This is a genomic window from Rahnella sp. PD4, assembly GCF_049199325.1.
GTDB lineage: Bacteria > Pseudomonadota > Gammaproteobacteria > Enterobacterales > Enterobacteriaceae > Rahnella > Rahnella perminowiae.
Map to the genome: position 1 here is coordinate 537,934 of NZ_JBLZQF010000001.1, position 23,026 is coordinate 560,959.

General features: G+C 57.0%; 17 protein-coding genes. 5 read left to right on the top strand and 12 right to left on the bottom strand.

Annotation, left to right across the window (positions count from 1 at the left end):
* Window positions 1-140 precede the first annotated feature (140 nt).
* Genes ACOZIO_RS02350 through ACOZIO_RS02365 form a run of 4 tightly spaced genes read left to right on the top strand, consistent with a single transcriptional unit; the run spans window position 141 to window position 5,244 of the window.
* Window positions 141-1,763: an ABC transporter substrate-binding protein gene (locus tag ACOZIO_RS02350; protein ID WP_129951402.1), complete on the top strand. Its 1,623-nt coding sequence runs from the start codon at window positions 141-143 to the stop codon at window positions 1,761-1,763.
* Window positions 1,764-1,784: 21 nt separating this feature from the next.
* The gene (locus tag ACOZIO_RS02355; protein ID WP_129951403.1) at window positions 1,785-2,780 is read left to right on the top strand and encodes an ABC transporter permease; all 996 of its coding nucleotides are present in this window, start codon (window positions 1,785-1,787) and stop codon (window positions 2,778-2,780) included.
* Entirely contained in the window at window positions 2,777-3,616 is an 840-nt protein-coding gene (locus ACOZIO_RS02360; protein ID WP_235172884.1) for an ABC transporter permease, read from the top strand. The genes ACOZIO_RS02355 and ACOZIO_RS02360 overlap by 4 nt, the downstream gene beginning before the upstream one ends.
* Window positions 3,613-5,244: a dipeptide ABC transporter ATP-binding protein gene (locus tag ACOZIO_RS02365; protein ID WP_421594890.1), complete on the top strand. Its 1,632-nt coding sequence runs from the start codon at window positions 3,613-3,615 to the stop codon at window positions 5,242-5,244. Before ACOZIO_RS02360 ends, ACOZIO_RS02365 begins: the two co-directional genes overlap by 4 nt.
* Here the strand turns inward: ACOZIO_RS02365 and ACOZIO_RS02370 are convergent.
* From ACOZIO_RS02370 to ACOZIO_RS02420, 11 genes are all read right to left on the bottom strand, one after another.
* Complete coding sequence (locus tag ACOZIO_RS02370) at window positions 5,215-5,907, bottom strand: amino acid ABC transporter permease (RefSeq protein ID WP_421594891.1); 693 nt, start codon at window positions 5,905-5,907, stop codon at window positions 5,215-5,217. The genes ACOZIO_RS02365 and ACOZIO_RS02370 overlap by 30 nt on opposite strands.
* Window positions 5,897-6,670 (bottom strand): amino acid ABC transporter permease, encoded by a 774-nt coding sequence (locus ACOZIO_RS02375; protein WP_129990649.1) that lies wholly within the window; start codon window positions 6,668-6,670, stop codon window positions 5,897-5,899. Before ACOZIO_RS02375 ends, ACOZIO_RS02370 begins: the two co-directional genes overlap by 11 nt.
* Window positions 6,667-7,497 (bottom strand): amino acid ABC transporter ATP-binding protein, encoded by an 831-nt coding sequence (locus tag ACOZIO_RS02380; protein ID WP_129951407.1) that lies wholly within the window; start codon window positions 7,495-7,497, stop codon window positions 6,667-6,669. The genes ACOZIO_RS02375 and ACOZIO_RS02380 overlap by 4 nt, the downstream gene beginning before the upstream one ends.
* Before the next feature lie 24 nt (window positions 7,498-7,521).
* Window positions 7,522-8,334: an ABC transporter substrate-binding protein gene (locus ACOZIO_RS02385; protein ID WP_421594892.1), complete on the bottom strand. Its 813-nt coding sequence runs from the start codon at window positions 8,332-8,334 to the stop codon at window positions 7,522-7,524.
* A 284-nt stretch (window positions 8,335-8,618) separates the two neighbouring features.
* A complete protein-coding gene (cobA, locus tag ACOZIO_RS02390; protein WP_370278315.1) occupies window positions 8,619-9,461 on the bottom strand; it encodes a uroporphyrinogen-III C-methyltransferase in 843 nt (280 codons plus the stop codon).
* Window positions 9,462-9,487: 26 nt separating this feature from the next.
* On the bottom strand, window positions 9,488-12,160 hold the full coding sequence (locus ACOZIO_RS02395) for a molybdopterin-dependent oxidoreductase (protein ID WP_421594893.1): 2,673 nt from the start codon (window positions 12,158-12,160) through the stop codon (window positions 9,488-9,490).
* Window positions 12,157-16,356: a nitrite reductase large subunit NirB gene (gene nirB / locus ACOZIO_RS02400; RefSeq protein WP_421594894.1), complete on the bottom strand. Its 4,200-nt coding sequence runs from the start codon at window positions 16,354-16,356 to the stop codon at window positions 12,157-12,159. Before nirB ends, ACOZIO_RS02395 begins: the two co-directional genes overlap by 4 nt.
* 22 nt (window positions 16,357-16,378) lie before the next feature.
* Window positions 16,379-17,176: an ABC transporter ATP-binding protein gene (locus ACOZIO_RS02405; protein ID WP_129951412.1), complete on the bottom strand. Its 798-nt coding sequence runs from the start codon at window positions 17,174-17,176 to the stop codon at window positions 16,379-16,381.
* Window positions 17,177-17,185: 9 nt separating this feature from the next.
* Entirely contained in the window at window positions 17,186-18,100 is a 915-nt protein-coding gene (gene ntrB / locus ACOZIO_RS02410; RefSeq protein WP_421594895.1) for a nitrate ABC transporter permease, read from the bottom strand.
* A 12-nt stretch (window positions 18,101-18,112) separates the two neighbouring features.
* Window positions 18,113-19,375: a CmpA/NrtA family ABC transporter substrate-binding protein gene (locus tag ACOZIO_RS02415; RefSeq protein WP_217138718.1), complete on the bottom strand. Its 1,263-nt coding sequence runs from the start codon at window positions 19,373-19,375 to the stop codon at window positions 18,113-18,115.
* Between the two features lie 282 nt (window positions 19,376-19,657).
* Window positions 19,658-20,875, bottom strand: coding sequence for a nitrate regulatory protein (locus tag ACOZIO_RS02420; RefSeq protein ID WP_217233225.1), 1,218 nt, complete (start codon window positions 20,873-20,875; stop codon window positions 19,658-19,660).
* Window positions 20,876-21,375: 500 nt separating this feature from the next.
* Here ACOZIO_RS02420 and ACOZIO_RS02425 point away from each other — a divergent pair, with 500 nt between their 5' ends.
* Window positions 21,376-21,900: a hypothetical protein gene (locus ACOZIO_RS02425; protein WP_129951416.1), complete on the top strand. Its 525-nt coding sequence runs from the start codon at window positions 21,376-21,378 to the stop codon at window positions 21,898-21,900.
* On the opposite strand, the gene ACOZIO_RS02430 is transcribed toward ACOZIO_RS02425, so the two are convergent.
* Window positions 21,878-22,972 carry a 1,4-beta-xylanase gene (locus tag ACOZIO_RS02430; protein ID WP_421594896.1) on the bottom strand — a complete coding sequence of 365 codons (1,095 nt, stop codon included), beginning with the start codon at window positions 22,970-22,972 and terminating at the stop codon, window positions 21,878-21,880. The genes ACOZIO_RS02425 and ACOZIO_RS02430 overlap by 23 nt on opposite strands.
* Window positions 22,973-23,026: the final 54 nt, after the last annotated feature.

Sequence of the window (23,026 nt, forward strand, 5' to 3'; positions counted from 1 at the left end):
ATTGTTTCTGAAAAGCAAATATTGTGATTTTACAACTTAGCAACGTGACATTAATAATCCCTCAAGCCGCCCGGAATAAAGCGGCGTTACAGGTTGAGTTTATTTGAATAATTCACGGTTTATCATCTGACGGGAAATGTATGAAATCCTCTGTTCACGTTCGTTCTCTCTCTGCGCTCGCGCTGTTAGTGCTCTCTTCCGGCCAGCCGCTGTATGCAGCTGAACAACCGCAACAAGGTGGCACACTGACGTGGGGCGTGGAAACTGAACCTAATACGCTCAATCCGCAGTTAAACGGCCAGTCAAAAGCCGAGCTGATCCTGCGCGTCGCTTATGAATCACTGTTAGCGCGCAAGCCGGACGGTTCGTATATCCCGTGGCTGGCCACCGGCTATAACGTGTCTGGCGACGGCAAAACCTATACGTTTACCCTGCGCGATGACGTGAAATTCTCCAATGGAGAAAAATTCGATGCCGCCGCCGTCGCCGCAAACTTCCGTCATGCACAAGATCCGGCGTATTGCGCAGGGTCGAGTATTTGTGCGCTGGCCGGGCGAATCGCCAGCGTCGCTACGCCGGATGCACACACCGTCAGCATTACGCTGAAAGATGTTTACAGTCCGTTTCTGTCCTTTGCTGCCGGTCTGAAGCTGATTTCGCCCTCTTCCTGGTCTTCGCCGCAGCTGAAATCCGGAGGCACCGACATCGCGGGTACCGGCCCGTTTATTCTGAAACGCTATGAGAAAGGCCAGCAGATTGAGTATGTGCGTAACCCCGCTTACCACTGGGCATCAGCCAATGCTAAACATCAGGGCGCGGCGTATCTCGAGGGGGTGACTTACCGTTTCCTGCCTGAATCGTCAGTGCGCACCGGCGCTCTGCTTTCCGGCCAGGTGGATGTCATTGAAGGCGTTTCGGGTAACGATGCCGGTGAGTTCAAAGATAATCCTGATTTCTCTTACCAGCACGCACTCAATACCGGCACGCCTTATTCATTGTTTCTTAATGTGAAATATGGGCCGACACAGGATGTGAATGTCCGTCAGGCGATTTTACAGGGGCTGGATATTTCCCCGATCTTGCAGTCGATTTATCGCGGCGAACGCACCCGCGTCTGGGGCATTACATCACCGGTGGATCCGCTGTATGACGCCAGCCTGAGCGGTAAATACGGCAATAACCCGACCCTCGCCAACCAACTGCTTGATGACGCAGGCTGGAAAACCAGAGGGGCTGACGGTATCCGCACCAAAGACGGCCAGCCCCTGCGCATTGAAATCATTCAGGCACAGGCAACGGTGCGCGATCAGCGTGATGTGCTATTACAGGCAATACAGGCGCAGGCACGGCAACGCCTGGGCATCGACCTGAAAATTCGTTATGTCGATTCCGGGACCTATACCGAAGTGCGCAAAACCGGTCAGTTTGGCTCGATTGCTAACTCCAATACGGATACCGACGGCATCGATATTGAAAACCACTATTTGCCGGTCGAGGGCGGCGGTTCAATCAACTACAGCCGCACCGATGCGCCGGAAATCATTCCGCTGCTCAAAGGCGCGTCGCTGACGCAGGATAATGCACAGCGCAAAACGTTCTACGGGCAGTTGCAGAATTTCGCGGTGTTGCAGCAGGCGCTGGCGATCCCGCTTTACGAGCCGGAAGACCAGATTGCGGCAGCGGCTTACGTCCACGGTGTCGGCTTCAGGCCGTTCAAACAGATGCCGGAAAATGCCTATGACGTCTGGCTGAGCAAGCATTAATCAGAAGTAAGGAGTCAGCACATGTCGGCTGAAACTGCATTTATTTCACCCCGCAGGCCGAAGGCCAAACCGTCATGGGGCGGGCGGATCACCCGGCGGATACTCACCGGCGTGCTGGTACTCTGGGCGGCGGTCACTTTGTCGTTTATCAGCGTTTACCTCGCGCCGGGCGATATTGTCAGTTTACTGATGGGCGAACAGGTGCACACCCCGGCGATTGAGGCGGCGATCCGCGCTGAATGGGGATTGGATCAGCCGTTGTATCTGCAATATCTGCATTACCTGTGGCGGGTATTGCACGGCGATTTTGGCCGTTCGTACCTGCTTAATACGGACGTCAGTTCACTGGTGTTATCGCAACTGTGGCCAACGCTGAAACTCACCGCTCTGGCGCTGGTGGTCAGCCTGGTCTTTGCCGTGCTGATGGCGGTCACTACCGCGCATCGTCGCTGGGGACAGCGTATCGCCGGTTGCGTGGAACTGATTCTGGCCTCTACGCCCTCTTTCTGGCTTGGCATCGTGCTGCTGTTTATCTTCAGCTTTACCCTGCGCTGGTTTCCGGTCGCCGGTGACCGCAGTTTTTCGTCACTGGTGTTACCGGCGTTGTCACTCGGGCTGGCACAAGGCGCTGTCGTTTCGCAGGTGCTGCGGCGCGGGCTGGAAGATGCACTCAATGAACCTTTTGTTCTGACGCTGCGCGCCTGGGGTTTGGGTAACACCGTTATCCGTTTACGCCATGCGCTGCGCCATGCCGCGCTGCCAGCCGTCACCCTCACCGGCTGGCTGATCGGCGGTCTGCTCAGCGGTGCGGTGATCACTGAACAGGTGTTTGGCCGTCCGGGTTTGGGCAAAATTACCGTCGATGCCGTGCTGGGTAAAGATTTGCCGGTAGTACTGGCGGTGGCGATTTTTTCGGCACTGGTGTACGTAGTGCTGAGCACACTGGTGGACATTTTGTACCTGTTTATCGATCCGCGCCTGCGCGACGCACCCGCTGCCGGAGAGGAAAATCCATGAGTCAGTTTCTGATGTCCGGGCGCATCACACGCCGCTTTCCCGCCGGCTATTTACTGGCTGCCGGTTTTTTATGTCTGGTGCTGCTGGCGGTGGTCTTCCCCGGTTTGCTGACCCATCACGACCCGTTAAATGCCGATCCGGTCAATGCGCAGCTTCCCCCTTCTGCCGGGCACTGGCTGGGGACCGATCAGCTTGGCCGCGACGTGCTGGCGCGCATTATTTATGGCAGCCGCTATTCCCTGCTGATCAGTCTGGCGGCGATGGCCGTGGCAGTGAGTATTGGCAGCCTGCTCGGCCTGCTGGCAGGCTTGTTCAAAGGACCTGCGGATGAACTGATCAGCCGCGCGGTGGACGTGGTTTCTGCCTTTCCCGATCTGCTGCTGGCGCTGATGCTGATCGCGTTTACCGGCCCCGGCACCACCAATCTTATCTTCGCCCTGGGGGTGGCCTCGGTGCCTCGCTTCACCCGCGTGGTGCGGGCACAGACCTTCGTGGTGATGTCTTCCGGTTATGTCGAACAGGCCCGCACGCTGGGGCTGAAACGTCATGTGCTGGTCTGGCGTCACGTTTTGCCGCACGCCATTGCGCACGTTCCGGCGCTGGCTACGCTCGGGCTGGGCACAGCAATTATCGGCACCGCCGGGCTGAGTTTTCTCGGTATGGGGCCGCAACCGCCGACCGCCGAATGGGGGCTGATGCTGGCCGAAGGCCGTAATTATTTGCGCAATGCCTGGTGGATTGGTGTCTGGCCGGGTGTGGCGATCACCCTGACCGTCATTTCTGTGAATACCCTCGGGCGTCACTGGCAGGCGACTTTTGAAGGAAAACGCCCATGAGCAGCGAACTGTTTATTGATATCCGAAACTTGTCGATTTTCTTTCCGTCTGCGGGTGGTGAGAAAGCGGCGGTCAGCGGGCTGAATCTGCAACTCCGGCGCGGTGAATCCATTGCATTTGTCGGTGAATCCGGTTCGGGGAAAACGGTCACGGCGCGCAGCCTGCTTGGCTTGCAGGATGACAAAGCGCGTATTACTGCGGATCGTTTTATGATCGGCGGCGAAGACATGCTCGGCGCGAGCCAGCGACGCTGGCGTAAAATTCGCGGCAGCCAGATTGGCTATGTATTGCAGGATGCGCTGGTCTCACTCGATCCGCTGCGACAGATTGGACGACAACTTCGCGATGCGCTCACTGCCAGCCGCCAGACCGATCCGAAGACACTCAGTGCACAGGTGATCGCTTCGCTAAAATCGGTGGGATTTCCCGATGCGCAAAACCGCCTCGGTGCCTATCCGCATCAGCTTTCCGGCGGTTTGCGCCAGCGTGTTTTGATTGCCAGCGCGCTGGCCGGAAATCCCTCTTTGCTGATTGCCGATGAACCCACCACTGCCCTGGACATGACAGTGCAAAAGCAGATTTTAGATCTGCTCCAGCAGCGGCGTGACAACGGCCAAAGCCTGCTGCTGATCAGCCACGATTTGGCGGTCGTCGGGCAACTGGCGGACCGCATTCTGGTGATGCATCAGGGGAAAGTGGTCGAAGAAGGCCCCGGTGAAAAACTGCTGACCGCACCGGATCATCCGTATACGCAACAGTTGCTGGCGGCGGTTCCGAGCCCGGCAACGCGCGGTTTGCAGCTCTCCGGTCAGCGTGGCGTCCCCCTGCCTGCACGCAATATCTCAACGCAAAATCCTGTACTGGAAGCCAGTAATCTCAGCAAAGAGTACGCCGGAAAAACGGTGGTCAGTCACGTCAGTCTGCACCTGTTTGCCGGAGAAACGCTGGGTATTGTCGGCGAATCCGGCTCAGGGAAAACCACGCTGGCGCGCATGATCCTCGGGCTGACCGAACCGGTTTCCGGCACCATTAACATCCAGGGACACCGCTGGAGCCAGGTTGAGGAAGCGCAGCGCAGGCTGCGACGCCGGGGTATTCAGCTGATTGCACAGGATCCGCTGAGTTCGTTTGACCCGCGCTATAACGTGGAGAAAATCATCGGCGAAAGCCTCGACAATGCAGGCATTTTTGGCGCACAGCGGCGCAACCGCATCCGGCAGTTGCTCGATGAAGTGCAGCTGGGCGACAGTTTTTTGCACCGTTATCCGCGCGAACTTTCCGGCGGCCAGCGTCAGCGTGTGGCGATTGCCCGCGCCTTTGCCCCGAATCCGGCGCTGCTGGTGGCCGATGAGCCGGTGAGTGCGCTGGATGTCTCCGTTCAGGCCCAGGTGCTGGACTTACTGGCAAAAATGCAGGCCGAGCACCGTACCGCGCTGTTATTTATCTCGCACGATTTAGGTGTAGTCCATCATCTGGCTGACCGGGTAATGGTGATGAAAGACGGCAGCGTGGTGGAGCACGGGCATGTCGATGATGTGTTTCACCGCCCTGCCCATCCGTGGACGCGGCAGCTTATCCACGCGCTGCCGTCGGCGGGTTTAGGTGTGCAAACGGCGGCGACGCCGTAAGACTTTACCGGCTAACGCAGCAAGCGACGCGCACAGCAGGTAATACATCAGCCCGACAAACAGGAAGATTTCCGCCGGGTAAATTTGCACCCGGTTATTGACCTGCCCGGCCACGGTGGTCAGCTCCGGCACATTCACGATGAACGCCAGCGACGTATCTTTCACCAGCGAAATCAGCAATCCGAGATATGACGGCAACAGGTTCGGCCATGCCTGCGGCAGTAACACGAACAACAGCACCTTGCCGTAGCTCATGCCGGACGCGATCCCCGCTTCGGTTTGCCCGCGCGGCAAGGCTTCCAGACCCGCCAGCGTCGAATGCATCACCGCCGCCGAGGTAAACCAGGCCAGTGCCAGAATCACCGTCAGCGGGCCGGGAATCGATCCGCCAAACACCACCGGCAGCAGGAAATACAGCCAGAAAATCACGAAAATCAGCGGGATCCCGCGGATAAAGGATGCCCAGATGAACAGAATTTTTCGCGTCCGGCCGCCGAAACGCCACGCCAGTGCCGCCATCAGCACCCCGGCCAGTAACGCCAGAACGCCCGCCGATGCCGCCATGATTAATGTGAGCAACACCCCGCCCGGCTCACCGTCGCCCAGTCTTCCCCACAGCAGATAAGTGAAATTATCCTGCAAAACAGACCAGTCAAATTCCATCGCGGGTTTCCTCCGTCATTGCCGCCTGCGGCCTGCGCTGCGGACGTTTCGGACCAAACGCCGTCATCAGCCCGCCGAGGAACAGCCCGAGCGCCAGATACAGCAATGTTCCGACCGCAAACCCTTCGAAGGCGTGTGCGTTATAGCTTTCAATCTGACTGACCTGATACGTCAGTTCCGAAAAACCGATGCCGGTCGCCAGCGAGGAAAGCTTCATCAGATTCAGATACTGGCCGGTGACTGGCTGCCAGGCGTTGGTCAGCGCCTGCGGCAAAAGAATGGAAAGCAGCAATGTCTTGCGGCTGAACCCCTGCGAAATCGCCGCTTCAGTCTGGCCTTTGGGCACGGAATTCAGACCCGCCTGCACTTCTTCCACCAGAAACGCCGCCGTGAACAGCGCCAGCCCCCAGGCGGCACACAAAAATTCCGGCGTCAGCCATGAAATGTTGCCCGGAAACGTCGCCCACGGATGATTGTCGCCGATGTAAAAACGCCAGCTTTGCGGCAACGCGCCGTAAGCGGCGAAATACCAGAACAACAGTTGCACCAGCAACGGCGTATTCCTGAAAACAGAAACAAACGCCGCCACTGTGCCGCGGGCAATACGTGACGTGCTCAGACGCAGCGCGATCAGCAGCACTGTCAGTAACGTGGCGATCAGACTGCCCGCAAGGCTGACATACAGCGTGGTAAGAAAGCCGGAGATAATCCACTGCAACGGCTGGCCGCTCAGCACACCCGCCCAGTCAGGATGCCAGATCATCGCCCTGCTCCTGTCTGCGGATGCAGCGGAAACAATACTTTCTGCAAAAACCGCTGCGCACGCGGGTGCTGCGGACGCAGGAAGAAATCTTCCGGCTGTGCCTGTTCAAGAATTTCGCCTCCGTCCATAAAAATCACCCGGTCGGCAATTTCACGGGCGAAGCTCATTTCGTGCGTTACCACGATCATCGTGATGCCACTTTTCGCCAGCTCCTGCATCACCAGCAATACTTCGCCAATCATTTCCGGATCGAGCGCTGATGTCGGTTCATCAAACAAAATAATGCCCGGATCGGTGACCAGCGCACGGGCAATCGCCACGCGCTGCTGCTGACCGCCGGATAGCTGCTCGGGATAATGCAGCGCTTTATCGCCCAGCCCGACACGCCCGAGCAATGCCCGTGCTTTTTCGCGTGCCGCATTTTTCTTCCAGCCATGCACTTTGATCAGCGCCAGACTGACATTGTCCTCGGCAGTGAGATGCGCATACAGGTTGAACTGCTGAAACACAAAGCCGATATGCGTACGTAACTGGCGTAATGCCGCACCTTTGAGGTTTTGCGCCGGCTGATCGTTGATGAGAATTTCACCGTGGGTGACGGATTCAAGCTGGTTTATCAGGCGGATCAGGGTGGATTTGCCGGAACCGGAAGGCCCGCAAACGGCCACCACTTCGCCGCTGTCCACACGCAAATCGACGTTGCGGATCACCTCATGCGGACCAAAAGATTTACTGACCTGACGAAATTCGACGGCGGCGGTTTTAGCGGCCGGTGAATGTGAAAAAACCGCAGGCGATGCTGCGGTTGAGATAGTGTCCTGCTGCATGTGTCTTACCTTGCATAAAACAAATTATTTGGCTTCAATTTTGAACAGTCGCGGCTGAGGAGATTTAGTCTGCGGGCCGAACCAGACGTTATAAATGCTGACCGCCTGGCCATTTTTCTCCAGATTCAGCAGTTCGTCGTTGACCACTTTCAGCAGGCTGGTTTCGCCTTTTTTCACGCCAACGCCAATCTCTTCCTTGCTCAGTAATTCAGGCAGCACTTTGTATTTTGCCTTGTCCGGCGCGCCATCCAGCAGACCGGCCAGAATGGTGCTGTCCTGGGTAATCGCCTGCACGTTGCCGTTACGTAAAGCGGAAAGCGCCAGCGGAATATCGTCATAAGACAACACACGGGATTGCGGGAAGCGGTTATGCAACTCCTGCTCGCCGGTGGTGCCTTTCACCGCGCCAATGCGCGCCGTGGCATAGGCATCCAGTTTATCCGGTGAACCCGCAGGCACCAGGAACTGCTGGCCGGTGACGAAATAAGGCACGGAGAAGTCGATTACTTTCGCGCGTTCCGGCGTGATGGTGATATCAGCCACAATCAGATCCGCCTTGCCGGACTGCAACAACGGAATACGGTTGGCCGGATTAGTCGGCACCAGTTGCAATTTCACACCCAGTGTTTTCGCCAGCGCTTTGGCGAAATCGACGTCATAACCGACAATATCGTGCGTTTTCGCATCCACAGACCCAAACGGCGGATTGGAATCAAAAGTCGCCACTTTCACAACACCGGCTTTTTTGATATCCGCCAGCTGGTCAGCGTGAGCAGCAAAAGTGGAAAGCGTGCTGAGTGCCAGAAACAAACCGGCAGCAATTTTGCTTGTTTTCATTTGACGTTTATTAAACTGAATAACGGCCATCGTTTTTCCTTATGAATAGTCTGCAGAGGGCTCGCGCCCCAAATTTACAAAGCAGGAGATTTAATTTTTTTTCTTTTGTGAGTCAGAGGATTGCATAAGGAATGAGGTCGGTGCCACTAACAAAAAAGGATATAGATGGATCAATTAAGCATAAGCTTTTCGGATGATCGTACGGGGAAATTGTGCATGCAGGCCATTCAGGGATCTTGCTTAACGGAGCAGCCTGGAGAGCAAAGGCTCCAGGCCGGAGAGATTTAAGAGGCGCGGCGGTAGTCGCCTCTTAAGGCCAGCGGGAGTGGCAACCCACAGTCTTGACGCTGCCCCTCTGCCCGGTACATCCCCACCACCTCACCGACAATCAGCAGCGCAGGCGTTTGCACCTGTCCGGTAAGGATCATGTCTGCCAGTGTCTCCAGCCTGCCGGTCAGTACCCGCTGTTCCGGCCGGGTGCCGCGCTCAATGACTGCGACCGGGGTCGTCCCCGGTAAGCCATGCGCCATCAGCTGGTGGCTGATGGTTTCGCTGTTGGCAATGCCCATATAAAACACCAGCGTCTGACGCGCTTCGGCCAGCGCCCGCCAGTCAACATCCGGCTCACCCTGTGCGCCATGACCGGTCACAAACCGTACCGATTGCGCCAGACTGCGGTGGGTCAGCGGAATACCCGTGGATGCCGCACACCCCATCGCCGCCGTGATACCCGGCACGATGTGACACAGCACGCCGTGCTGCTGGCAATGTGCCATCTCCTCGCCGCCGCGACCGAACACAAACGGATCGCCACCTTTGAGGCGCACCACGCGATACCCGGTCTGGGCCAGACTGACCAGCAACTGATTAATTTCTTCCTGTCCCAGCGTGTGATTGCGCGTCGATTTACCGGCATCGATACGCAGCGCCTCGTCCGGGATCAGCGCCATCACCGGCTCAGACACCAGCCGGTCAAACACCACCACATCCGCCTGCTGGATCACGCGCAGCGCTTTCAGGGTCAGCAGCTCGACATCCCCCGGCCCCGCTCCGACCAGCCAGACTTCACCGCGACACACCGGATTACGCCGGCTGGCACCCGCCAGAATTTGCGCGATCTGCTGCATCTGTAATGTTTTTTCGGGAATGTTGTTCATTGGCTGTCTCCCGCCGTCAGCGTGGCACGCTGACCGGCAATGATTTTTTTGAGTTCAGGAATGCATGAGCCGCAATTTGTGCCGCATTTTAGTTTTTCGCCAAGCTGTTGCACGTTGTGACATCCCTGGCGGACGGCTTCAGTGATTGGCATTTCCCCCACGGCATAACAGCTGCAAATAATGGCACCGGCGGGTTTTTTACCGCTGCCGGCACGGCCGGCCAGTAATGCCAGTCGCTGCTGCGCCGTATGCGGCGGTGTGGTGAATGCCGCCAGCACAGCCTGCCGGTCGGGTGACGGCGGCCTGCGGCGGGCATAGAACGCCAGTTGTAACGCGCCGTCAGACCAGGCCAGCAGGCTGAAACCGTCATCGCCCAGTTGCGCGGTCTGGCAGATCAGGTTGTCCGTGGCGTAAGACTCCTTCAGCCACGCCATCCAGTCTGCCGGCAGCGAAGAGTCGGCCAGCGTAAAGTGGGTCACACCCGGCTGGGTGATCAGGCTCCAGTACGTCGTCACTGGTGGCGTAATATTTTCACCACGCACAAACAGTTCGGCCTGCCACGCGGCAGGCCAGCGGCTCAGGCTGACCGGCATATGTTTGCTTTCCGGCTGTCCCGACAGCGGATCAACATGCGCTTCAATCAGCGCATCAACCCGTGCCTGCTGGCTGAACCGGCTGTTCCAGTGCATCGGCACAAACACACTGCCGTGCCGTTGCAGAGGATCAGGTTGGGCGCGCAGCAACAGCCAGCCGTGCGAGGAGGCAACGCGCACCAGATCGCCGGACCGGATCTGCGGCGCATCGTCGGGATGAAACTGACAAAACGGTTCACTGATGTGCTGCATCAGCCGCGCTGACTTACCGGTGCGCGTCATCGTGTGCCACTGGTCACGAACCCTGCCGGTGTTCATGATCAGCGGATATGCAGCGTTTGGCTGATTGACCGGCAGCCTGGGCGTGACCGGGATCAGCCGCGCTTTGCCGTCAGGATGGAAGAACGTGTTATCCGTAAACAGGCGCGTCGTGCCCTGCGGATTTGCCGCATTCACCGGCCACTGTACAGGCCGCAGGGTGTCCCATTCCTCATCCGAAAGCTGCGCCAGCCCGCTGATATCAAATGCCCGCGAACCGTGATTTTCAAAGCCGGAAAGCGCCGCATGTTCACGGAAAATCTCCGCCGGATGCTGGTACGCGAATGCTTCGGCAAACCCCAGACGCTGCGCGACCTGACAGAGGATCCACCAGTCCGGTTTCGCCTCACCCGGTGCGGGCAGAAACGCACGCTGGCGCGAGATACAGCGTTCGGAATTGGTCACGGTGCCGTTTTTCTCGCCCCAGCCCAGCGCGGGCAGGCAGATATGCGCGGCGCGGGTGGTATCGGTGTCGCGCATCATGTCAGAGACTATCACCAGCGGGCAGCGCGCCAGTCCGGCCCGCACCCGGTCGGCATCCGGCAGCGATACCAGCGGATTAGTGCCCATGATCCACACCGCTTTTATCCGGCCTTCTTCTACCGCGCGGAACAGATCCACAGCGTTCAGTCCGGCTGTTTTTGTTACGGCGTCACTTTTCCAGAAGCGCCCTACGCGGCTGATATCTTCCGGCGTAAAGCCCATGTGCGACGCCAGCTGATTGGCCAGCCCACCGACCTCCCGTCCGCCCATCGCGTTCGGCTGACCGGTAATCGAAAACGGTCCGCAGCCCGCGCGGCCGATATGGCCGGTTGCCAGATGCAGGTTAATAATGGCGTTGCATTTATCCACGCCGGAACCGGACTGGTTGATCCCCATCGAATACAGCGTCACCAGCCGCTGGCTGTGGCCTATCATCTGGTAAAACGCCAGCAACTGATCCACCGGTAATCCGCAATACGCGGCGGTACGCGCCACTGTCCAGTCCCGCGCCGCCCGCAAGACATCTTCAGCCCCCTGCGTATGGTGTTGCAGGTAAGCGCTGTCGAGTTTTCCGCTCTCCGCCATCGCGTTCAGCGCACCACAGAACAACGCCGCGTCACTGCCAGGTTGCAACGCCAGATGCAAATCGGCGATATCACAGGTGGCGGTCTGGCGCGGATCAATAACAATAATGCGCATCTGTGGCCGGTCCTTTTTGGCCTGTGCCAGCCGCTGATACACGACAGGATGCGCCCATGCTGTATTCGACCCGGTCAGCAAGACGCAGTCGGCCAGTTCCAGATCCTGATAACTGCACGGCACGGCGTCGGCCCCGAACGCGCGTTTGTAACCCGCCACGGCAGAAGCCATGCACAGCCGAGAATTGGTATCCATATTTCCCGCGCCGATAAAGCCTTTCATCAGTTTATTGGCGACATAATAATCTTCGGTCAGTAACTGACCGGAACCGTAAAACGCCACCGCCTGCGGCCCATGTTCGCCGATGACCGCCCGCAACCGCTGCGCTATCGTATCGAGAGCCAGCGCCCAGCTGACCGACTGATGATCAATTTCCGGCTGCAACAGCCGCCCCTGTAAACCCAGCGTTTCTCCCAGCGCGCTGCCTTTTACGCATAAACGCCCGTGACTGGCCGGATGTGTTTTATCACCGCTGGCACTGAACCCTCCGGCCTGCGGCTGCATGCTGACACCACACCCGACGCCACAATAGGCGCAGGTGGTCAGTGCTGGTGTTGTGGCGACAGTTTTTTTCATACACTGACCGTCGCGATAACGTCGGTGTCGGCGGTTTTCTCCCCCGGCTGTTCCTGTACCCAGACGCGGCCATTTTCCACTTTCACCGGCCACACGTTCAGTGTCGTCTGCGCGTCGTCTACGCTGCGCCCGTCGTGTAAACGGAAACGCTGTTTGTACAGCGGCGAAATTACCACCGGCTCACCTTTCACATCACCCACCAGCCCGCGTGCCAGCACGTTGGCGTCGCTGTCCGGCTCATGGTTACTCAGCGCGAAAACCTGCTGCGGATGATCCGGTAAATGGAACAGCGCAATCTGCCGGTTAGCCAGCCGCGCCGCCATACCGGCATTGGCCGGTATGGCACTCAGATCGCACAAAGCCACCCAGCCCTGCACCGCCATCACCGGCGGGTTGACCGCGTTAACGGCAATAACAGCACGTTCCTGCGACGTTGCCGGTCGAACCTGCTGACGCTCCGTCACCATCACTACCGTTTCATCCGGCTCGCTGCTGTTGACGAACGGGCGGAACAGCGCCAGCCGGTCCGGATCTGCCAGCGTGGTTTGCCATTCGCACTGATACGTGCCGACCACTGCGTTCATCTCACTTTCCAGTTCTGCGCCGATGTGCAGGCTGTCTTCCAGCACCACCTGACGCAGATAATCCATACCGCCCTCGAGATTATCCATCCAGGTACTGGTACGTTGCAGACGGTCAGCGGTACGGATGTAAAACATCAGAAAGCGGTCTACGGTGCGGATCAGATCTTCCGTGCTCATGTCCTGCGCCAGTAAATCAGCGTGGCGCGGTTTCATGCCGCCGTTGCCGCACACGTAGAGGTTCCAGCCCTTTTCGGTGGCAATCACGCCGACGTCTTTGCTCTGTGCTTCGGCGCATTCACGGGTACAACCCGAGACCGCCATTTTGATTTTATGCGGGGAGCGCAGCCCCTTGTAACGATTCTCCAGTTGCAGCGCCAGCCTGGTGGAATCCTGCACCCCATAGCGGCACCAGCTTGAACCGACACAGGATTTCACCGTGCGCAGCGATTTGCCATAGGCGTGACCGGTTTCAAACCCGGCGTCCACCAGTTGCTGCCAGATTTCCGGCAGTTGCTCGAGGCGGGCACCGAATAAATCCACCCGTTGCCCGCCGGTAATTTTGGTATAGAGGTTGTAACTTTTTGCAATCTGGCCGATAGCGATAAGCCCGTCGGGGGTGATTTCACCGGCCGGAATGCGCGGCACCACGGAATAGGTACCGTCTTTCTGAATGTTGGCGAAGTAACGATCGTTGGTGTCCTGCAACGGTAAATGCTGAGGTTTGAGCAGGTAATCGTTCCAGCAGGACGCCAGAATGGATCCCACCAGCGGCTTGCAGATTTCACAGCCGCGGCCGTGGCCGTGTTTCTCAATCAGTTCATCAAAGCTGCGAAGCTTGCCCATACGCACCAGGTGATAAATTTCCTGACGCGAATAGGCAAAGTGCTCGCAGACGTCTTTTTTCACTTCTACGCCCATTTCGGTCAGCGCGAATTCCATCACCTGTTTGGTCAGCGCTGCACAGCCGCCGCAGCCGGTCGCCGCTTTGGTGCAGGCTTTGACCGCCGCCATATCGCCGCAACCGCCCTTCACCGCGTCACAGATATCTGATTTGCTGACGTTATGGCAGGAACAAATTTGCGCGCCGTCCGGCAGTGCCGCGACACCCGGCGTGTGTGGTGCTGCACCGGCACTGACGGGCAGGATCAGGTTTTCCGGACTGGCGGGCAGCGGCATATCGTTAAGCATCATCTGCAACAACGTGCTGTATTCGTTGCTGTCGCCGACCAGCACCGCGCCGAGCAGGCGTTTGCCGTCCTGCGAGACCACGATTTTTTTGTACACTTCCGCCGGACCGTCGACCCAGCTATAACTCTGACTGCCCGGCGTGCGGCCATGCGCATCGCCGACTGAGGCCACTTCTACGCCCAGCAGTTTCAGTTTAGTGCTCATGTCCGCGCCTTTAAACGCCACCTCGCTGCCGGAAAGCGTATCGGCCAGCGTGCGCGCCATCTGGTAGCCGGGGGCGACCAGACCGAAAATCTGCCCGTTCCATAAGGCACATTCGCCGATAGCAAAAATGGCCGGATCAGAGGTACGGCACTGATCGTTAATCACAATGCCGCCACGCGGCCCGACCTCCAGCCCGCACTCTTTTGCCAGCTGATCGCGCGGACGGATACCGGCGGAGAACAGCACCAGATCGGTTTCCAGATGACCGCCGTCAGCAAATTCCATACGATAGCGACAGGTTTCACCGGTCACGATAGCGCGGGTTTCTTTGCCGGTATGCACCTGCACATCCAGCGCTTCAACTTTGCGGCGCAGCATGGCGGCACCACCTTCATCAAGCTGAACCCCCATCAGCCGGGGCGCAAACTCCACCACATGTGTTTGCAACCCGAGATGTTTCAGTGCATTCGCTGCTTCCAGCCCCAGCAAACCACCGCCCACCACCACACCGGTTTTGCCGGTGGCTGCACAGGCCTGAATCGCCGCCAGATCATCCAGCGTGCGGTAAACCAGGCAGCCCGGCGCATCGTTGCCCGGAATTGGCGGCACAAACGGGTAAGAACCGGTCGCCAGTACCAGCAAATCGTAAGCCGTCTGGCGCCCCTGATGATCGACCACAAACCGGTGGCGGGTGTCGATATGACCGATGCTGTGCCCGAGGCGCAGTTCAATGCCGGTCGACTCAAAGAAACCCTCTTCTACCACCGACAGCGACTCAGCACTGCGACCGGAGAAAAACTCAGACAAATGTACCCGGTCGTAAGCGGGTGACTTTTCTTCTGCAAAAACAATTACCTGGTATTGAAGATGCAATTCACGCTCGACCAGTTGTTGCAGGAAATGGTGGCCGACCATGCCGTGTCCGGCCATAACTAATACGGGTTTCGACATTACTGTGCTCCTGGTTACCCCGGCGGGTAACTGTTCTGATTTAACGGGCGGAAGGCCGTCAGCGGCCGGTTCATCGCCGGGGCTGAAGATGCTCAGTTGCATCCGGTGGATGACGGGATTGCTGATGCGGGCGAAGTACGCCGGTCCGTCGCTGATATCGCCCCACAGCAGTACGCCGGTAAGCTGGTTGTCGCGCAGCAACAGGCGGCGGTAGTGGCCGTCAACCGGATCAGACATCGTGTGAATTTGTTCGCCGTCACCGCCGTGCAGTTCACCGGCGCAGAACAGATCAATGCCGGTTACTTTCAGACGCAGCGGTGCCCTGTGCTCCACCGAAGAAACGACCGGTGCACCCGCCAGACGGGCCGCCAACGTCTCAGCCTGTTGCCAGCACGGCGCGACCAGACCGGCGGTCAGGTCCCCCTGCTGACAGCATTCACCGATGGCCGAAATAGCCGGGTCGGTGGTTTGCAGCGTGTCGCTGACCAGAATGCCGCGATCACAATCCAGTCCGGCAGCCTGCGCCAGCGCAATATCGGGCCGGACACCGGCGGCCACCACCACGCGCCGCGCAGGAATTTCACGCCCGTCGCTGAGTATCACCGCTCTGACGTTGCCGGAAGGGTCACCGGCATATGCCACCGTCTGCGCCTGCAAAACCGACCTGATACCGCGTGTCCCGAGGCTGACACGAAGCAGTTCTGCGGTATGTTCATCAAGCTGGCTGTCCATCAGATGAGCGCCGCGATGTAACAGGCTGACCTGCATGCCTCTCAGCGCCAGTGCGGCGGCGGTTTCTACCCCTAAAACGCCGCCGCCAATCACCGCGACCGGTTGTCCGTCGTCCTCTCCGCGGAGGATGTTTTCCACATCCTGCTGATTTCTGAAACCGTGAATACCCTGCAGTTGTGCGCCCGGCACCGGCGGCATAAAAGGCCGCGAACCGGTGGCGAGCACCAGATGGTCATAATCAAACACCCGCCCGCCAGCCCGCACCCTGCGGGCAGCGCGGTTAATTTCCGTCGCTGCCTCCCCGGCGATAAACGTGACGTTGTGACGTTTGTACCACTGCGCGTCATGGGTCACGATTTCATCGAAATGTTTCTCCCCGGCAAGTACCGGTGTAAGCAGAATGCGGTTATACGCGGGTTGATTTTCTTCGCCGATGACCAAAATGCGGTAACGGTCCGGCGCACGTTCGCACAGCCTTTCCACCAGCCGTACGCCCGCCATTCCGTTGCCGATCACTATCAGAGTGGGTTTATCCATTGCGCTTATCCCGCCTGCTGAATCAGGCAACCGACCGGTGTTTTTCATACAGGAACTGCAGAACCTGCTGACGGTACTGGTGGAACATAGGGTCGTTCGCCAGTGCCAGCCGTGAGCGCGGGCGCGCCAGTTCCACCTGCAACACGTCGCCGACTTTTGCTGCCGGTCCGTTGGTCATCATCATTACGCGATCCGAAAGCAGCACCGCTTCGTCCACGTCATGTGTAATAAGCAAAATCGTGGTTTTCAGGCGCGACTGGATCTCCATCACCGCATCCTGCAAATGCGCACGGGTTAAAGCGTCGAGTGCGCCGAAGGGTTCATCCATCAGTAACACTTTCGGTTTCATCGCCAGTGCACGGGCGATGCCCACCCGCTGTTTCATACCGCCGGAAATCTCACCCGGACGTTTATCGGCAGCGTGTCCCATGTGCACCAGGTCGAGGTTGTGCGAAATCCAGTCACGCATTTCACTTTTACTCATTACCCCTTTGAACACCTGATTCACCGCCAGCGCGACGTTCTCAAAAGTGGTCAGCCACGGCAGCAGAGAATGGTTCTGAAACACCACGCCGCGTTCCGGGCCAGGACCGGTAATTTCCTGGTTATCACACAGCAGCACGCCTTCCGTCGGACGGCTCAGCCCGGCAATCAGGTTCAGCAAGGTGGATTTTCCGCAACCGGAATGACCAATCAGGCTGACCGTTTCACCCTGTGCAATATCAAAGCTGACATTGTCGAGCGCCAGAAACGGGCCTTTGGCGGTCGGGAAACTCTGGCTGACGTTCTGCACGCGGATAATGGCTTGGTTGTTTTTCATCTCAGGCTCCTAACGGTTGTCATAACTGAAGCGGCGGGCAATGGCCATCAACCCCTGTTCCAGCATCATCCCCACCACCCCAATCAGCAGAATGGCGATAATGATGTTTTCCACGTTGAGGTTGTTCCATTCGTTCCAGATCCAGAAACCAATCCCGACACCACCGGTGAGCATTTCGGCGGCAACAATCACCAGCCACGCGATACCAATCGACAGACGTACACCGGTGAGGATGTAAGGCAGTACGGCAGGAAAAAGGATCTTGCGCATCACGGTGAATTCACTGAGTTTCAGCACCCGCGCGACGTTGAGATAATCCTGCGGAATACGCATTACGCCCTCAGCCGTGTTGAGGATCATCGGCCAGATCGAGCAGATAAAAATGGTCCACGCCGAGGCAGGTTCTGCGCGCTGGAATAACAGCAAACCGATAGGCAACCAGGCCAGCGGACTGACTGGTCGCAGCAATGAAATGATCGGATTGAGCATGCTGGCGATAAAACTGAAGCGCCCGATCAGAAATCCCGCCGGGATGCCGATCAGTGCCGCCAGCCCGAAGCCCATCGCCACACGTTTAAGCGACGCCAGAACGTTCCAGCCAATGCCCATGTCGTTCGGCCCGGCGATGTAAAACGGATCGGCGAAAATCACTTTCGCCGCTTCCCAGGTTTTCAGCGGGGTCGGAAACCCTTTACTGCTGAGCGCGGCAATTTGCCAGATGGCGATCAGTACGATGGCTCCCAGCAGCGCCGGAATAGCTTTTTGCAAAACACGGTGCATCACAACGCGCAACCGTGCGGTATCAGTCGTTTTTACGGCACTGACCGGCGCGGCTGCGTTCTGCGTTACCGGGGCGATCGGTACAATTTGTGCACTCACCGGTTCAGGCAGCGCGACAACATGGGATTTTGAATTCATGGACATCAGCGACCTCACTTAACGTTTCATGGCAAAACTGTTGGCATATTCAGCAGGGTTGCTGCCGTCCCAGACTTTTCCGTCTGTCAGCGTGCTGCTGCGCATATCACCGGACGGCAGGTTGATGCCACCGGCTGCAGTCGCCGCCTGTTTATAGACGTCAATACGGTTAATTTTTTGGGCGACGGCCAGATAGTCCGGATCATTGTTCAGCAATCCCCAGCGTTTGTGCTGAGTCAGGAACCACATGCCGTCGGAGAGATACGGATAGTTGACCGCGCCGTCGTTGAAGAAACGCATGCTGTGTGCGTCTTTCCACTTTTTGCCCAGTCCGTTTTCGTAATCGCCCAGCATCCGTCCCTGAATCGTTGCCACCGGCGTATTGATGTAGGCACGTGCTGAGATAACCTGCGCGGTTTCGATACGGTTGGCGTCAGAAGTGTCAATCCAGCGTGAGGCGTCAAGTACCGCAGCGGTCAGCGAACGGGCGGCGTTGGGATTAGCCGCGACCCAGGCCGACGTGGTGCCGAGAATTTTTTCCGGATGATCCGGCCAGATATCCTGTGACGTGACCGCAGTGAAACCTATTTCGTCCTGAATGGCGCGCTGATTCCAGGGTTCGCCGACGCAGTAACCGCTCATGTTGCCGATCTTCATGTTCACTGCCATTTGCGGCGGCGGCACGACCACGTTACGCACATCGTTAAACGGGTGGATACCGGCGTTCGCCAGCCAGTAATACAGCCACATGGCGTGAGTACCGGTGGGGAAAGTCTGCGCAAAGGTGTAGGTGCCTTTCGCGCTGGCATCGACCCTTTTTTTCAGCGAGTCCCCGTCGGTGACACCGGCCTGTTTCAGCTGATTAGAAAGCGTGATCGCCTGTCCGTTATTATTGAGCGACATCAGCATTGCCATGTCGTGCTGTGGACCGGATACGCCCAGTTGCAGGCCATACACCAGCCCGTAAAGCACATGCGCGGCATCGAGTTCGCCGGACACGAGTTTGTCGCGCACTGATGCCCAGCTCGATTCCTTGCTGGGGATAATTTTGATGCCGTACTTTTCATCAAATTTTTTCACTGCCGCCATCACCACGGAGGCACAATCGGTCAGCGGAATAAATCCGACGCGGATTTCTTTTTTCTCGGGCGCATCTGAACCGGCCGCCCAGACGCTGTTCATAAAGCCCGGCATCATCATGCTGCCGCCCAGTACCGCACTGCCGGCAATAAAGCGGCGGCGGGAGAATTGTCCCGGAGTTTTTTTATCATCTGGCGTCATTGCGGCTTCCTGTGATGTTGAAAAATGAACAAAAAAAAAGCGTCCAGTCAGCGCTCAGTTTCCTGAACGCTGACGGACGCCTTTATCCGTAATCCTGACTAAACCGCCATTGGTTTAGTCCTTATGTCGTAAAAACAATGCAGCTTATATGCCAACTTCGTACATCACTGTAAAAACAGACTGTTAGCGGCTTTGCCGCGTCATTCCCGCCGCCCGGTGCACCGCGACAGAACGTGGTGCACATCACAATGGCACACCAACAGTGCAGATACTCCTTAAGGATTAATCACTTTTCTTCCCTAATACTGCCGACACCGCGAGCATCGCTTCGGCGATGTCCGACAGTTTCTTGTTCTGGTTCATCGCCATATCACGCAGGGTTTTATGCGCCTGCGGTTCGGTCAGTCCGTGATGTTGCATCAGCAATCCTTTGGCGCGTTCCACCAGCTTTCGCTCAGCCAGCGTCGCGCGAAGCCCGGCCAGTTCAGCGTCGAGTGCCTGTAACTGACGGGATTGCTGCTCGACCAGTTCCAGGACGGAACGACTCAGTTGCGGCGGGATCAGCGCCGGATAATGCGAATCCTGCGGGGGAATTTGCCCGATATCCTGCTGCTGAAGGGCAAGAGACGCCTGCGCTTCACGGATCCGCTCGCGGCAGCACGCCATCAGAACGTCTTCAAGCACATCTTCCACCACTTTCATCCCGTCAATACGTGCCGTGGTCACCTCAAACCAACGCAGTGCGGCAGCCGGACCCTCGTCCGCCGGTGTGGTGCGGGTACAGGCAATTCGCCGCAGGCGCTCGAACTCGCTGCTGTCGGTGTCCAGTTGCTGTTGCCACAGCGCCAGACAGCGGGCATCGGCAAACTCCCTGAAGGTTTGAAAACACCGCTCCTGGCCTTCGATCAGTGCCAAAAGCTGCTGGTGTGCCACGTCATCGAAATGCCGTGCGGCAAATCCTGCCGCGCCGGTTGCACGCTCCTGTCCGGCCAGTTCTTTACCCTGCATAAAACTGAACATTGCCAGTAACGTACGCGAAATGGACGGATCACCTGAAATATCAGCGGCTTCAAACACCAGCGCCAAATGTGTGCGGATAATCTCGCTGTATTGCCGCATTGCTTCCGGCTGGCTGATATCCTGTACCTGCACCTGACGGCGCAACACCGGCAAGGTGCTGAGGCTGTGTAAGACGGCAGCGATACGGCTGAACAGACGCGGCGCATTACCTATGCTCTGACCGTTCAGATCCAGCGCAAGCAACTGCTGATCCACTGCCTGTTCCGCCATCCGGACCTGTAGCGCCCTCTCACCCAGTTGCTCCGCCCACAGTTCGCCGTGCGAACATAAATAGATATTCGCCGTGCCCCGTTCACGTTGCAGCATGTGGATCAGCCTGCTGACCGCGCCGACCAGCCTGCCCATTTCCAACAGCTGTTGCAGGCAGAGAATTTCACTTTTTTTCGATGCCAGTACAAAATTAAGGGCAGAAAGGGACATGAATGAACCTGATATTGGCCAGAGATTGAGAAAGTAAAGCAAGAAGTGTGCCGGAAGGGGTAAGGCAAAACGGCCCGGTCAGCGCCCTCTCCTGCGAAGCGGAGAATCGGGGTGGGTATGACAGAAAGATTCAGAAATTTAAGTGGAGGTAAACGGGAAATTCCGGGCGCATTACTGTGCCCTTTTATGATAAACCGGTGAAAGTCATCTTAAAGATAAATATATTGTTCATAAAAAGCTCTCCCTGATGATAATTGAACGTATCAGGTATTTTGCGGTGCTTAATAAGTGATTCATCAAATCACACGCAGACCACACAACCCCTATAAAAACAGAGAGTTGCAAAAGATCCTATCCGGCGTGAAATTTATCTGACTATTAAAATCTTCCGGCAGGCGTTATATTCCTGCCGGTTTGTGATCCGGCCTGTGAGGCCGCGAATATTCAGAAATACCTGAACATCATTTATATATGAAGAAATTTATAACACCGGAGGTTATATGTATTTACTGGGCTACCATGGCACAAGTGCCGCTTCTGCTTTGCAATTAGTAAAATATGGCCCCAGGGAAAGCCATGCCTACGCTGCTTTAGGTTCAGGGTTATATGTCGCAAGAGATGATGATTTTTTAGTGGGTTATTTTTCACGAGCCGCCGAGTCACGTGATATGTTCAATCCCGCGCATCATGGAAAAAAAGCTGTCGGTATTAATCCTTTCAAAGGCCCCACTATTTTGAAAGTATTTTCGCGTGTACCTTTATTCCAGCTGAAGGAATGCCGCTGGGATATTATGGAGTACAGTCAGTGTAAGTTCCATTGCCGCGATAATTTAAATGACTTACAAGGCATGGCTAATAATCTGCAAATGGTTATTCCCCCGCAATATTTCCGATTCCTGCGTATAGTTCAGCATGTAAAAACAACGGCCAGAAGTGAACGTCCGGTCTCCTGGCCGGTTAATGAGTCTCCGTTAAGCAATAGCCGGGATAAGGCGTTGCCCCTTAAGAGACGTCACTCTTTTTAACACGCGTTAAACGGCGCACCAGATCCATTTCGGCGCGCCGGAACGGAATACCGTATTCGTCGAGTACGTCGTGAAACCATAAATGAGCGTAATCGTGATTGCCCTTGCGTACCGAAGGCCAGGGCAGTGTCGTCTGGGTTTTGCCGCGCACTAATCCCCATTGATAACACCCGGCATTCAACGCGCTGAACAGGGGAAGTTGCTCCTCGAATACGCTGCCGACATGGCGCGCCAGCCACTCGGTACATAATATCGGGCGGCCAAATTTCTGCCAGAAACGCAATGCCTGTAAAAGTTTTGGTGTTGCGACATACGCATGAAAACTGATGACATCAGAAAGCCCGGCCGCCGCAACGTCAACCGGATGCGTGAAAAACTCGCTTTCGGGCTGATCCAAATCCTGTGAGACATGCCATGCACCCACGGTCAGCGGCTGAACCGGATCCTCCCCGCGCGCCCAGACAAACACCTTTTGCATCAGTTCGAGAGCAAATACTTCCAGTTTTTCGTCATACAACACTTCTTCCAGTCCGGTAGCGAACGTGCCACGGTTTCCCGGCTCGTTGTACAAATCCCAAATAGCAATGCGATCATCGGTGCGGAAATGACGGATGATGTCACGCACATAGCGTTCCACTTCCGGCCACATCTCGCGGTTGCAGACCACATCACGCCCCGGACTGGCGGCCGCCTGACTGTTGTGTTTACCCGGTTCCGGCGCTTTTTGCGGCCCCAGAAACGGCTCGTCACCGGAAAATCCGCAATCGTCCAACAGCGTGAGCATGACCCTGATTTCATGACGACTGGCAATCCTGAGAAACTGATCGATGCGCGACAGCAAACCGTCGCGATCGGCCTGCCAGACGATGAACGGCAGGTTGATGCGCAACTGGTTATAACCCGCCTCCTGCGCCCAGGCGAGTTCCTGATCAATGGTCAGTGCATCAAAGGTTTCACGCTGCCACAGTTCCGTCCAGTTCACCGCCGTGCGCGGCAGATAATTAAATCCGCAAATCCAGCCCTGTTGTTCACTCCACACTGCCGCCTCTTCCCTGCTCCATTGCGCTTTCATTTATCGCTCCTGATATAAAATGCATTAACGTCTATAAAGAGCCATTTTTTATTC